The sequence below is a fragment of the Phyllobacterium sp. GQ127 genome (assembly GCF_059758635.1).
Genome location: NZ_JCAXDZ010000006.1, coordinates 179,922 through 192,030 on the forward strand (window position 1 = coordinate 179,922; position 12,109 = coordinate 192,030).

A 12,109-nucleotide genomic window follows, 5' to 3' on the forward strand; every position below is an offset into this window, starting at 1 on the left:
CAAGTATCTACATGTTTTTGCATATGAAGTCAGCGGGTTTGCAGGTGCCAAACTCACGCAGGCAGCAATTGCTGCGGCCCTTCTCTCTTTGACAGAACCGTATCAATCAATCCCCACTCTTTTGCCTCGTCGGCGGTCATGAAATGATCGCGATCCAATGTCCGCTCCACCTCTTCAAAAGAGCGTCCGCAGTGTTCTGCATAAAGTCTCGTCACACGCTGCTTCGTTTGCCGCATCTCTTCAGCCTGGATAAAAATATCCGAGGCCTGACCCTGGAATCCACCAAGTGGTTGATGCACATGGATGCTGGAATTGACCAAGGCAGTTCGATGACCGGGTTCGCCAGCCATCAAAAGAAATGAACCCATTGATCGAGCGGTACCCATGCACAATGTTGCAACAGGGCAGGTGATGAATTGCATTGTGTCATATATCGCAAGTCCACTGGTTATCACGCCGCCAGGCGAATTGATGTACATGGAGACAGGCTTGGTGGGGCTTTCAGATTCAAGAAACAGCAGTTGTGCGCAAATCAACGCAGCCATTCCGTCCTCCACCTGACCGTTGAGAAAAACGATACGTTCGCGCAGCAGTCGTGAATATATATCAAAAGACCGTTCCCCTCGGCTGGACTGTTCCACGACCATAGGGACAAGTTGCATCATGTCGCGCATAGGCGAACTCCTCTCTGTCAGATTGAAAGTTTGTTGTGGTCAGGCGGCCAAGCGTTGCCTTGGAAAATTGCAGTTGGCAGCAATCATGGATTGCTCATGCACGATATGAAAAGTGGTTCCACCTTTGTCATTCGCGTTGATCTGGAACGTCACGGTACTGACCGCTTCATTATCTTTGATGCTATAGCGCACATGTGTGCCCGGTTCCGCAGAGATGAGGCGTAGCTCGATACGGTCCTGTGCTGCTTCATCGTCCATATCAGAGCACGGGAGACTGCCGAGCCACCGCGAGACATATTCGGGGATGGTTAATGCGCGCCACACCTTCGTTGGTTCAGCATCCAGTTCGTAAGTGAGCCTGATCCGCGCTTCGCTTTTCGGTGTCATTGATCCATCTCCTTGAGAAGCCGTTTCAGCTCGTCCACCCGCTTCGGCCAGAATGCGTGATATCGGCTTAGCCATTGGTGCATCCGCGCGATCCCATCCGGGTTTATTCGATACATCACGTTGCGACCGAGCTTTTGTTCGGCAATCAAACCGGCGCTACGCAAGACAGCAAGATGTTGCGAGATGGCCGGCTGCGACATTGCAAACCCGTGCCGCAACTGCGTGGCGTTCATTTCACCGTCGGCCAGACGTTCAAAAACTGCGCGTCGCGTTGGATCGGCCAGTGCCTTGAAAAACTCTGTCTCATTCATGAGAATACATAAGCATAGACTTATGTGATTCGCAAGGCCTGTGTTCGGGCAGGGGCTGGTGACCGAGCCGGCCAGGGCAAGCCGATCACCACCATCGAAATTTGCTCTTTTTTACCCCTAATCTCGTCAGATTTACGGTCTATATGGTTAATCAGCAAATCATTAGCCCGCTTATAGCCGGGCTCGACTGTCCTTTGGAGATCATGCCTTGTTCACATATCAAAAATTTGGCCTTGCCCTTGTCCTGTCCTCGGCACTTGTAACCGGTGCTGCCGCCGATACGCAGCCGGTAACCGGCACTTATGTCAATCAGTCCGGGGGCACCAAGGTCCGGCTAAGCGACTGCGGCACCGGTCTGTGCGGTACGGTCATATGGATGAAAAACCCGGTCAATGATGTCAACAATCCGGATGTTTCCAAACGGAACCGGTCCGTGGTCGGCATTCAGGCGGTGAGCCTGAAATCAACAGGGCCTGCCACATATGCCGGCTCTCTTTACGATACAGAAAGCGGCAAGACCTATTCAGGCAAGGCGCAATTCTCTGACAATGAGGTCACACTATCTGGATGTGTCCTGGGCGGATTGATATGCAAATCGTCCGTCTGGCGACGCGCAGAATAACCGGCTTTGTCCGCAAGTGGTTGCAGCACTGCGGCTGTGGTCTCGCAGCACGGATAGGTAGGCGTGCCGTTACGGCAGGTAGTGGATATCCCGGCGCAGATGGTGTCTGGACATTCCCACAGGTGCCTCGACGCAGAAGGCGTCACGTAACAGTTCCTATGTTGATGCTCCGGTGCGCCGGAAGCAACGATCCTGCTTCGCTGCATGCTCCTTGACGAGCCGGACCAATCATCTTGACGCCCAGCATCCTGCGGCTCGTGGCTTTGGTGATTGTGCCGGTACGCGCGCGTTATGAGTAAGCTGCTCCTCGGCGTCCGAAAGGCTTTGTCAGCGATCATTGCGCTTTTCGGCCAACCTGGCACGATAAAAGGCGTCCGCTGCCGCCGCATTGTGGGTACGGGACCATCCATCGAGCGGTGCGGAAAACGTCCGAGTTCGACGACAGCAAGGGCTGCGAGCTTGGCATTGATCGTCGCATGTTGCCTTGCAGGCGGATTGCACAACAGTGACTGCATGATCGCGCCGGGAAGGAAAATTCCTGCACCGCGGAAAATCCGCCATCAATGCCCGCCTCAAACAATAATTCCGGATCATCGTCTGGATCCGGATGATCTTCCACCGCTGTCGCCCTTGTAGTTGCGGTCAGCGTGGGAATTGGTGACCTGTCCATACCGCTTGTCGACGACGTGGCGGCAAGCGAAGCCAGCAGCAACGTAGCGACAATTGGGAGATTCCGGACAAGGTGGCCTGTCTCATTTACTATCCCAGACCAAGAGCCTTCACTGCTTGGCCACCTTTTCAGCCCCGTATAGGATGTTTTCGGATTCAAGGCCGGCCCGTCCATTATCAGATCGCCTGTTCGTTGCAGCGGGCCAATGGCCGGATCGCGAGTCCGGATTTTGATTTTCGCTTTGCATCTGTCGTCGTTGCTTGCCACACGATCGGCTAAATTTCAGGTAGGCAAGGCTTATGCACTTGATAAAGGTCGGGCGATCGTGCAAGATATTGACAGGCGCTATCCATCGGCGGCTGTGCCCTTTTGGCCAGAAACCCTCCGCTCCAAGCTTTGATAAGCAGTTAGTCAACGCCTTGATTATCATTACAAAATTAGTCGTAACGGCAGTTAAATCGCCGTTAGTTGCTCTTCCTCAGAGGGGATGGATTTCCCGACGGGCAAAATACCACCGGGAGTGCAATCCCCGTCATTATAGTCATCCGGCCAGCGGCATGCGGCAGAGGGGTTGGAGGCTTATTTCAAAAAGTTCTCAGCTGAGAACTTTTGCACAACTTTTGGTGGCCGCCATTTGCAAGAGTTCTCAGCTGAGAACTTCCAGGGAATGCGATATCGTGGGTTTTGAAGGCGGCCGAGGCGCGGTTTGCAACGTCTTCCTAATGTATGCTTGCCCCACTTGTTTGTTGACGGTTCCGGGGGCTCCGCCACGTACATCGCCGATCTCGCGATTGATTGGTCTTTGCAATCCAACAGAGTCACACTTTCCCGATGGTTAAGGCAAAGGCCCACCTAGTCCCTTAGTGGCGCCAGCCTGATTTGCGGGCGCCAGCCGGAACATATATTCACTGATGGCGAGTAGTTACCCAGTGGTGACTTGCCTGGCGCGCCCGGTCTGGCAATGAGCTGGCCCATATCGGCCTGTTTCCGATCAGCCATTGTGCAACACGGGCCGTGAGGCTCTTGACCCGCCCTTCCCGCTTGCCATAGGTCAGTTCGAGCAACTGGTTCCCGCGGGATAGACCAGCGCGGCGCGTCCGTCATTGCCAATGGCAAGAGGATGACGGACGGCAGCATCCAGCTCTATATGTCCGCCTTGCCTTGGACGGGGCGCCTTAGGTAAGTTGAGCCGCATGGGGCCTGCATCCATCAAGTGGGTCGGCTTGGTCATTTGTCCACCCGTCTGGTCTCCAGCGCAGGGACAATGTCCCGGTTTCCGAAGCACCAGCGCCCCCAGTAGTAAGCTCGGACCAGCCTGATCCTGCAACTCTGACTCATGGTCCTGTCTGCGGAGCATGAGTAGATCGCTCATCTGGAGAAAGGCAGGCGCCGTTGGCCGGACCGGACCTGACTGAACTTCTGAATTCCCTCGGGCAGCAGAGGCTTCAATCGCTGCAGGAGGAATTGCTGGCTTCGATCACCTGAAACATTGCCGGGCTGCATGGGGCGCGCAGGGCGATCCGGCGCCACGGCCAGTTGACCAACTGATCAATCATGGTGATATCGTTTACATCCGAGGTATTGAGACAAAGTTCGCCGATCCGGCGCAGACGGAAAAGAACCGTGTGTTTACCGAGGCAGCCGGGCAGTTTGCCCGGATGTTTGATCACGCCGGACATTTGACGATGAAGAGGCGCTGGCACGAGATGAATGAGCCGCTCAATCCCCACGATATTGTCCTCATCGATGGCTTCTCCCGGGGCACCGAGTGACCGATGCACTCGAACAATCGGGTTTTCCGTGCTGACCGCAACCCCGGATCATGCTGCCTAACGATGTTCGGCACATCATGCCCGATATCATTTGAGGCGTGGCAATCTTGCTGCAGATGGACAGAATTGAAAAATGTGCGCATAGCAAACCCCGGCAGCGGTCACGCAGGTTCCGGTTATTGCCATGACGGGCCCGATGCCCAAGTTGGTCGTTCCCGATGTTGCCTTACTTCGAAGAGCGGCGGGTTGGTCGGCCGGCACGGCAATGCGCCCGTTCGTTGTTCAAGTCCCGATTGATCCGGCACCAGCGCGGGACAAGTGTCCCATTTGCAGGGGCAGGTTCCAGGCGTTGCCCGCCCGCCATCATATTAGCAGCCCGGAAATAAGCCTAAATTCCGCGCACCGGAGATACCGCAGGACCCGGGGCAAAACAAAGCTGGGAAGGCAAGCCTCCCGTCCCTTGTTGCAAAGAATTCAGCTCGACAGAAATCCCGCATCGGTCCGTCAAGCCGGTAAAATGGCGAATGCAAGACCCTTGTGGGCGCATGGTGCGGCAGGTCAAAGCCGGCGACCACGGCATCATTTGATCAGTCCCCGGGGTGTGGACGCAACCCGTCGGGTGTCGATGCATACCAGGAACTTCCAGCAAGGGTTCATGCAAAGGCCGGCTAGGGGATGGACAGGCGTCAAGGATCTTCTGGATCGATATTCGATTCAGCACACAGCGCCATCCCGATCTTCGCCTGGCTTATTGGTCGCGACGCCTTTTCCTGCGATGCGCCCGTCAATCAGGTGCAAAGCTGGCTTGCCGCAGGGGAGGGCGAACCTGTGAGTTCGTGTCGCAGATGCCCCTGCCGAAATGCCAGCGATTTTCCATGGCACAACCCCATTCACACCGGCGCCGGCAGGAGGGGTGCAAGCGCCCAATCACGCCCCACATTGTGATAAGGCCATCGTTCATGCTCAGCCCCACCGTAGACCGACCAGCCGTCAGCGCCATATCCCCAGAGCAAGGTAACAGATGCTGGGAAAGGCGCACGCAAAATGCTGTAGCTTGCGATTTTGTGATACAGCGCCAGTCCCGGCGCGGGATCATCACGAGGGTAAGGCAGGCGCGGCGGTCCTCCACCGGCCCATATCTCGGGTCACGGCCGGTTCCATGATCGCTGCTGGGCAAATTGTTGTCACTGTGCGTTGACAGGATCGTTGCAGCAACACTTCCGACTGGCAAAAAGTTTGGCATGGCGCCTGCTGTAACCGGGCGCGAAATGCCTTCTTCACTTGCCCGGTTTAAGCGAATGCCCGGGGCATCACAACGAGCCTGTAGCCGAAGACATCATGGCAGGAGAACTGGTTTGCGTCATCGTGCAACGGGCAGATCCGGTTGAACGGTGGCAATTAACAGGCGCCAGTTCTCTGGTCTCAACGCGCGCCGATCAGGGGGCGTTGAGCATACGAGTTTTTTGCGTCCGGGAAGTATCGTGCGGCGCAGTTGCGCTTACCGTCCCCGCTGCAAGAAGGGCCTTACGTGTCGTCCTTGGTTCCGGCGACCGGTATTAATCCCCTGGGCTCGTGCTTGAAGCCCAGCAAGCCTTTCGAAAGAGCAGGAAGGTACTCATGTATAAAGGGATGTGGCCTAAAACCACGCGCCCCGCGAGAGGAAGTGAAATGGTCTTTAGCTGCGGGATGAGCGAAAATGCTCATTTAAAACGGGTACTAGGCACAGCCAAGCGCCGGCAAAACCGAATCCGAATTTTACTGGCGAGCGGTTGTGTCAAAGCAGCCCAGTGACTGTCTGCAGTTCTGATTTGCTTTCATCAGCGTCAAACGGAACCGGACTTCAGTTATTTTGCAGCCCGTGCTGGTTTACTTCCAGTGCTGGTTTACTTCCAGTGCTTTAGCAATGCCAGAAGGTCTGGACACTTCGAACAGCGCCGTTGGTCAAGTCCGGCGCTGGTGCCAGACAGGGCGCATACGGCGCCTGCTGTCAACGGATCAGGTTCGCAGGAGAAAGCTGCCGCCGCACTCTCTGGCGGCCCAGCCGGGGTTCAGTTGCGGTATTTGGCAAGCATGAAAATCATGTCACGGTCTGGTTGACTGCGTTATCAATCCAAGCACGTGTCTGTTCCAAAATTTCGTCCGACAGAACGGGATCGTCGATCGCGCGGGCGATGATCACCGCCCCCACCATCGCCGCCCAGCTTCCGACTGCCGCACGACGCCTGTCGACCTCGCTCAACTGCGCAAGCGCCTCACCGAGGCGATCGATCTGCGAGCGAAGGCCTTCGGTCATGGCCGAGCGGGCCGCCGGGTTCTGATAGCGGATATCTGCAACAAGGCCCGCAGTCGGGCAACCACTGCCGGCATTATCCCGATGCCGGGGTGAAAGATAGGCATTCAAATAAGCGCGAAAATCCCGCCCGCCGCCTTCGTCCGCGGCAAGGACATGGGCAAGGGTATGTGCGATCAAATCGTCTTTCGAACTGAAGTGGCCATAGAAGCCGCCATGGGTGAACCCGGCCGCTTCCATCACTTCCGCCACGCTGACCGCATCGAACCCTTTGTCGCGAAACAGCCGGCTGGCAGCATCCAAAATCCGGCGGCGGTTATCTGCCATCTGCTCGCGGCTAACCTTCATTTTGAAATTCTCCGTCTGGTCCATTGACTTTTACATGATGACGATCATATTTAGCTAATCATGATGTCCGTCATGATTATAGGTTCGATCAGAGAAAAGGGCAATGCCATGACCATTATTCCGTCAGTCCTCATCACCGGCGCCTCTACCGGCATCGGTGCCGCCTATGCCGAGCGTTTTGCCGGCCGCGGGCACGATCTTGTGCTGGTTGCCCGTGATATGGCGCGACTGGAGACCCTGGCGTTCCGCCTGCGCCAGGAATATGGCGTGGCGATCGACATCATCCGTGCTGATCTTACGCAGCCTGGCGAGCTTGCAACGGTAGAAACGAGGCTGCGCGATGACGCCCGTATCGGAATCCTTGTCAACAATGCAGGAACCGCCATTGGTGGTACGTTCATCGAGCAGAGTACCGACTCCGTTGCACGGCTGGTGGCGCTCAACACGACTGCGCTTGTGCGGCTCGCCAGTGCCATCGCTCCACGTCTTGCGAAGGCTGGCGAAGGAGCAATTGTCAATATCGGCTCCGTGGTCGGACTGGCGCCGGAATTCGGTATGACGGTCTATGGCGCAACCAAGGCTTTCGTTCTGTTTCTATCGCAGGGGCTCAGCCTGGAGCTTGCGCCCAAGGGGGTTTATGTCCAGGCGGTGCTTCCCGCCACGACGCGAACTGAGATATGGGAGCATGTCGGCGCTGACGTCAACACGCTCTCCAACGTGATGGAGGTGAACGATCTGGTTGATGCGGCACTGGTCGGATTCGACCGCCGCGAGCCGGTAACCATCCCACCGCTTCCCGACGCCGGTCAGTGGGACGCGCTTGAGGCAGCGCGCCAAGCCATGCTTCCAAATTACGGAAATCAGCATCCGGCCGAGCGCTACCGCGCGCCGGCCTAGAAACTCACCTGAAGATTTCGGTCCAACGATCGCTGCGGTGGGCAAACAATTCTAACTCATGGCAAACAAGGAACTGTCTGAGCTTTATAGTGTTGCCCATCAAATCCTTACCAACCCAATAGTCACTTCGCCCTTGACCCGCAACCGGGTTGGCCGGGCTTCGTCCCGGGCGCCGAAGGCGGAACGCGTCATTTTATATCGGTTCGGTAACAGCCGGAGCAGGAAAGGGTCCTGCTTGCCCAGACGCCAATAGACTGAACGAACATGGCGGGACTGTCGCCGCTCATTAATGTTCGGCCGGCAATGTATTGCTTAAGCCCGAGGGGTGATATGCGATTAGGAGAAATAATGAGTTTGTTCACGAGGGCCAAAAGCCCGACACCAACCGGATTTTGATCAGTGGCGGGGAAGGCAGTGTTTCAGCGTATCAGGCATTGATTTTGCCCTATGTCCGCCAACGTGCGTTCAGTTGACATATCCCATTTGCAGCCGGCCCGTAACTGCCATTGGCCATGCAACGCAGAATTTGCATCTATCCGGCAAAATCTGAAATCCATTGGTCGAAGACCGCAGATCAAAGACGTCTGCTCTAAGGAGATCGCGGAAGAGGTCGCCGGATTAACGGACAGGCCGCTGCTATTTTCCGGCGACGCGCTCCACCCTATCTGTTCGCCTCGTTGACTATCTCGTCCCAGGTTTTGACCTTCTCCTGCCCATCCAGGAATGGCATGACTGCCTCCGGCAACTCGGGCGCAAAGAAGATATCGTAATGGGTGCGGTTGGGAATGATAGCGAGCCGGTTTTGTGACATGGTTTCACGCATCCAGCCAGCATCCCTGAGCCCGCCGCCAAGCAATTGGTAAAACTTGATTTCATGTTCGGGCCTGTACATGTCACTGTCGGCAAACACCAGCATTACCGGCATTTTCAATTTGGCAACGTCCTTGGAATAATCATACGGTTTGCGCATGAAATCGCCCATCGCGCCGATGAGGCGCGGAAAGTCCGCCGGCTTCGGGGCCACCGCCGCGTAGCTTTTGTACATGGGTGTATCCTTCATCATGTCGGCCATGTCCGCATTCATCGTCGCCTGCATCTTGATCATCTCAGGATAGAACCCGTCCTGCGCATAGCCCGCCGAGACCAGGGCAAGGCGGCTGACGACTTCGGGATGCTGTACGGCAAGCCGGAACGCCACGCCGCCCCCGAACGAATAGCCAAGGACGTCTGCCTGGTCGTGTCCGAGTGATTTAAGGATAGTTGCCATAACATCGCCCATCGCCTCAAGGCTGATCGGGCGGGCTCCAAGCCCGGTGCGGCCATGTCCCTGAAGATCGACACCAATGACCTGCCGGCCTCTGGTGAGCCGCTCCATGATCGGTTTGAACATGTCGATCGAGCCAAGTCCGCCATGAAGGAGAAGCAGTGGCTTGCCTGCGCCCTCACCGTGAACTTCATAGTAATAGTTGATACCGTCCGCTTGGATATGCCCGCTTTTTGCGGACACAGCCGTCGCTGCATGGACTGCAGATGTGACGCCCAGTGCCAGTGCTGCCACTGCAAACAGGCTCGACAGGATTTTCATGTTCGTCTCCTCGGATTGTTTCAGTTGATGTCGTGAAGACGAACCACGACCCTGAAATCCTACATACCTTTCGGCAATGATCGAAAAAAAGTGAAATCGGCAAGCACGTGCCTGCCTGTGGCTTTGGCCGAAATGCGCATTGTCGCCGGTGCTGCTGGCTCAACCAATGCCGCAATCCCTTCGAACTGATGGCCGGCAGGACTGTAGAATTCTACACTCGAACAGATCTGAAATTCATGGTCGCTTGCCTCCGTTGCCAAACAAAGGAGGTCGTAAAGGATGTTAGCGCTTGCAATACAGGACGCCCGGGACCTGAATTCACGGCGACTCGTCAACGAACTCTTCAAGCTGAGAGCACGTGTTTTTTCGGGCCGGCTCGCTTGGAATGTCAACGTTCGCGATCGGCGCGAGACCGACGCCTATGATCTGCTTGACCCTACATATATCCTCGCCATTGCAGAAGACGGAATCCTGGCTGGCTGCGCCAGATTGCTTCCCGCAACCGGGCCAACAATGTTGGCGGATATTTTTAAAAAGCTCCTTGCGGCCGGGCGACTGGCGGCTCATCCGGCGATGGTGGAGAGCTCGCGGTTCTGTGTTGATACCTCCCTTGTGCGAAGCAGGACAGCGGGCACGTTGCACGAGGCAACCCTTACCCTGTTTGCAGGCATTATCGAATGGTCGATGGCAAATGGATTTAAAGAGGTCGTCACTGCAACCGACGTCAGATTTGAAAGAATCCTGAAGCGGGCGGGCTGGCCGATGCGTCGCCTCGGTGAGCCGTGCAGGATCGGAGATACGATCGCGGTCGCAGGTTCTCTTGCCGCCGACGCTGCAAGCTTTGACCGGATCCGCCCGGCGGCATATCGCTCGGCAATTGTGCCCAATCGCGAGTAGAATATGGGGGCTGTCATGAACCGGTTGCGCTCCCATCCGCGCCTTATCCGCAAGCTTGAGGAAGCCCTTGGCGACCATCTGTGTGCCGCACTTGGCGATGCTAACGTCGTTGAGATAATGCTCAACCCCGATGGAAAGCTCTTTATCGAACGATTGGGGAACGGCATGACGCCGGCTGGCGAAATGCCACCTTCCACAGCCGAGATCATCATTGGAAGCATCGCACATGCGCTGCAATCAGAAGTTGACCAGGACCGTCCGATCATTTCCGGCGAACTGCCGATTGGCGGGCACAGGTTTGAAGGATTGCTGCCTCCGGTCGTTGCCCGCCCCTCCTTCACGATCCGGCGCCGGACGTCGCACCTCATCAGGCTCGAGGACTATGTCAGATCGATGGTGATGACGGAGCGCCATGCTTCCGCCATCCGCCATGCTATTTCCTCTCGCCTCAACATCGTGATTTCGGGAGGCACCGGGTCGGGAAAGACAACTCTTGCCAATGCTGTTCTTGCCGAGATCGTCGAAATCGCTCCGGATGACAGGATTGTCATTCTTGAAGACACGGCGGAGATCCAGTGTGCTGCCGAAAACGCCGTTGCACTGCACACAAGTGACAGGATCGATATGGCGCGACTTCTCAAGAGCACTATGCGCCTGCGCCCGGACCGCATCGTTGTCGGCGAGGTCCGTGACGGTGCAGCCCTCACTCTGCTCAAAGCCTGGAATACGGGGCACCCGGGAGGCGTTACCACAATCCACTCCAATACGGCCCTGTCGGCTTTGCGTCGTCTTGAACAATTGACCGCCGAAATCAGCCCGCAACCCATGCGCGAAGTGATCGGTGAAGCCGTCGATCTGGTGATCTCAATCGAACGTACGCCGCAAGGGCGGCGCATTCGCGACATGGTCCGCGTCGAAGGCTTTACCGGCACTCAATATGAAACCCAAAATCCCCAGATCCAGGAGGAACGTTATGTCGCGTGATTATCGTGTGTTTCTATTCGCCGGAACTTTCGCGGCTGCAATGAGCATTTTTGTTATAGGACCTGTATTTGCCTCTTCCGGGGGAGGCGGGTTGCCATGGGAATCCCCGCTCCAGCAGATCCAGCAATCCATCACCGGACCCGTCGCCGGATTCATCGCGCTGGCTGCGGTCGCCATTGCAGGTGGAATGCTGATCTTTGGCGGTGAACTCAACGACTTCGCACGCAGGCTTTGCTATATCGCCCTTGTCGGAGGTGTCCTTCTCGGCGCGACACAGATTGTCGCCCTGTTCGGTTCGACAGGCGCATCGATCGGTCCGATGGAGGCGCCCGATCGGAAAGCCCTTCCGCAAGGGGAGAAGTCCCATGGCTGAAGTCGGCTCCGGGCTTGAAAGGACGCCGATCCAACGGGCGCTCTCTCGTCCGAACCTTTTGATGGGAGCCGACCGCGAGCTCGTTCTCCTCACGGCGCTTGCGACGGTGATCCTGATTTTCGTTGTTCTGACGTGGTATGCGGCCCTGTTCGGCGTCGCGTTCTGGCTGATCGCCGTCGGCGCACTGCGGATGATGGCAAAAGCCGATCCCTTAATGCGCAAGGTCTATCTCCGCCACATCAGATACACTGTCCATTACCGGCCGACGTCGACGCCCTGGCGCCGATATTGAGGAGCAA

At 56.5% G+C, this 12,109-nt stretch carries 13 protein-coding genes; 6 read left to right on the forward strand and 7 right to left on the reverse strand.

The annotated features are described in order from the left end of the window. Nucleotides 1-53: 53 nt before the first annotated feature. From AC6CHM_RS20230 to AC6CHM_RS20240, 3 genes are read right to left on the reverse strand one after another with little or no spacing between them, the layout of a single operon-like run. Entirely contained in the window at nt 54-674 is a 621-nt protein-coding gene (locus AC6CHM_RS20230) for an ATP-dependent Clp protease proteolytic subunit (RefSeq protein WP_498174410.1), read from the reverse strand. A gap of 39 nt (nt 675-713) precedes the next feature. Continuing rightward, on the reverse strand, nt 714-1,061 hold the full coding sequence (locus AC6CHM_RS20235; protein ID WP_498174412.1) for an SRPBCC family protein: 348 nt from the start codon (nt 1,059-1,061) through the stop codon (nt 714-716). Then, the gene (locus tag AC6CHM_RS20240; RefSeq protein WP_498174414.1) at nt 1,058-1,372 is read right to left on the reverse strand and encodes an ArsR/SmtB family transcription factor; all 315 of its coding nucleotides are present in this window, start codon (nt 1,370-1,372) and stop codon (nt 1,058-1,060) included. Before AC6CHM_RS20240 ends, AC6CHM_RS20235 begins: the two co-directional genes overlap by 4 nt. Nucleotides 1,373-1,580: 208 nt before the next feature. On the opposite strand from AC6CHM_RS20240, the gene AC6CHM_RS20245 reads away from it, so the two are divergent. Beyond that, nucleotides 1,581-1,994: a DUF2147 domain-containing protein gene (locus tag AC6CHM_RS20245; protein ID WP_498174416.1), complete on the forward strand. Its 414-nt coding sequence runs from the start codon at nt 1,581-1,583 to the stop codon at nt 1,992-1,994. Nucleotides 1,995-3,715: 1,721 nt separating this feature from the next. Here AC6CHM_RS20245 and AC6CHM_RS20250 read toward each other — a convergent pair. The 3 genes from AC6CHM_RS20250 to AC6CHM_RS20260 form a co-directional block, all read right to left on the reverse strand. Further along, nucleotides 3,716-3,895 carry a hypothetical protein gene (locus AC6CHM_RS20250; RefSeq protein ID WP_498174418.1) on the reverse strand — a complete coding sequence of 60 codons (180 nt, stop codon included), beginning with the start codon at nt 3,893-3,895 and terminating at the stop codon, nt 3,716-3,718. A gap of 214 nt (nt 3,896-4,109) precedes the next feature. Next, nucleotides 4,110-4,445: a hypothetical protein gene (locus tag AC6CHM_RS20255; protein WP_498174420.1), complete on the reverse strand. Its 336-nt coding sequence runs from the start codon at nt 4,443-4,445 to the stop codon at nt 4,110-4,112. 2,068 nt (nt 4,446-6,513) lie between these two features. After that, nucleotides 6,514-7,074, reverse strand: coding sequence for a TetR/AcrR family transcriptional regulator (locus AC6CHM_RS20260; protein WP_336441231.1), 561 nt, complete (start codon nt 7,072-7,074; stop codon nt 6,514-6,516). A gap of 108 nt (nt 7,075-7,182) precedes the next feature. Between AC6CHM_RS20260 and AC6CHM_RS20265 the strand changes: the two genes are divergently transcribed. Then, on the forward strand, nt 7,183-7,971 hold the full coding sequence (locus AC6CHM_RS20265; RefSeq protein WP_498174473.1) for an SDR family NAD(P)-dependent oxidoreductase: 789 nt from the start codon (nt 7,183-7,185) through the stop codon (nt 7,969-7,971). A 661-nt stretch (nt 7,972-8,632) separates the two neighbouring features. Here the strand turns inward: AC6CHM_RS20265 and AC6CHM_RS20270 are convergent. Further along, on the reverse strand, nt 8,633-9,556 hold the full coding sequence (locus tag AC6CHM_RS20270; protein WP_498174423.1) for an alpha/beta fold hydrolase: 924 nt from the start codon (nt 9,554-9,556) through the stop codon (nt 8,633-8,635). Between the two features lie 279 nt (nt 9,557-9,835). On the opposite strand from AC6CHM_RS20270, the gene traI reads away from it, so the two are divergent. From traI to AC6CHM_RS20290, 4 genes are read left to right on the forward strand one after another with little or no spacing between them, the layout of a single operon-like run. Beyond that, entirely contained in the window at nt 9,836-10,453 is a 618-nt protein-coding gene (gene traI / locus AC6CHM_RS20275) for an acyl-homoserine-lactone synthase (protein ID WP_354346041.1), read from the forward strand. A gap of 15 nt (nt 10,454-10,468) precedes the next feature. Next, nucleotides 10,469-11,437, forward strand: a complete 969-nt coding sequence (gene trbB, locus AC6CHM_RS20280; RefSeq protein ID WP_498174425.1) for a P-type conjugative transfer ATPase TrbB — start codon at nt 10,469-10,471, stop codon at nt 11,435-11,437. Next, nucleotides 11,427-11,810: a TrbC/VirB2 family protein gene (locus AC6CHM_RS20285; RefSeq protein WP_498174427.1), complete on the forward strand. Its 384-nt coding sequence runs from the start codon at nt 11,427-11,429 to the stop codon at nt 11,808-11,810. The genes trbB and AC6CHM_RS20285 overlap by 11 nt, the downstream gene beginning before the upstream one ends. Continuing rightward, nucleotides 11,803-12,102, forward strand: coding sequence for a conjugal transfer protein TrbD (locus AC6CHM_RS20290; protein ID WP_307277921.1), 300 nt, complete (start codon nt 11,803-11,805; stop codon nt 12,100-12,102). The genes AC6CHM_RS20285 and AC6CHM_RS20290 overlap by 8 nt, the downstream gene beginning before the upstream one ends. Nucleotides 12,103-12,109: the final 7 nt, after the last annotated feature.

Excerpts from the sequence above, each read along its gene's own strand:
- AC6CHM_RS20230 (WP_498174410.1), bottom strand. The coding sequence starts at position 674 with ATGCGCGACATGATGCAACTTGTCCCTATGGTCGTGGAACAGTCCAGC.
- AC6CHM_RS20235 (WP_498174412.1), bottom strand. The coding sequence starts at position 1,061 with ATGACACCGAAAAGCGAAGCGCGGATCAGGCTCACTTACGAACTGGAT.
- AC6CHM_RS20240 (WP_498174414.1), bottom strand. The coding sequence starts at position 1,372 with ATGAATGAGACAGAGTTTTTCAAGGCACTGGCCGATCCAACGCGACGC.
- AC6CHM_RS20250 (WP_498174418.1), bottom strand. The coding sequence starts at position 3,895 with ATGACCAAGCCGACCCACTTGATGGATGCAGGCCCCATGCGGCTCAAC.
- AC6CHM_RS20260 (WP_336441231.1), bottom strand. The coding sequence starts at position 7,074 with ATGAAGGTTAGCCGCGAGCAGATGGCAGATAACCGCCGCCGGATTTTG.
- AC6CHM_RS20265 (WP_498174473.1), top strand. The coding sequence starts at position 7,183 with ATGACCATTATTCCGTCAGTCCTCATCACCGGCGCCTCTACCGGCATC.
- AC6CHM_RS20270 (WP_498174423.1), bottom strand. The coding sequence starts at position 9,556 with ATGAAAATCCTGTCGAGCCTGTTTGCAGTGGCAGCACTGGCACTGGGC.
- traI (WP_354346041.1), top strand. The coding sequence starts at position 9,836 with ATGTTAGCGCTTGCAATACAGGACGCCCGGGACCTGAATTCACGGCGA.
- trbB (WP_498174425.1), top strand. The coding sequence starts at position 10,469 with ATGAACCGGTTGCGCTCCCATCCGCGCCTTATCCGCAAGCTTGAGGAA.
- AC6CHM_RS20285 (WP_498174427.1), top strand. The coding sequence starts at position 11,427 with ATGTCGCGTGATTATCGTGTGTTTCTATTCGCCGGAACTTTCGCGGCT.
- AC6CHM_RS20290 (WP_307277921.1), top strand. The coding sequence starts at position 11,803 with ATGGCTGAAGTCGGCTCCGGGCTTGAAAGGACGCCGATCCAACGGGCG.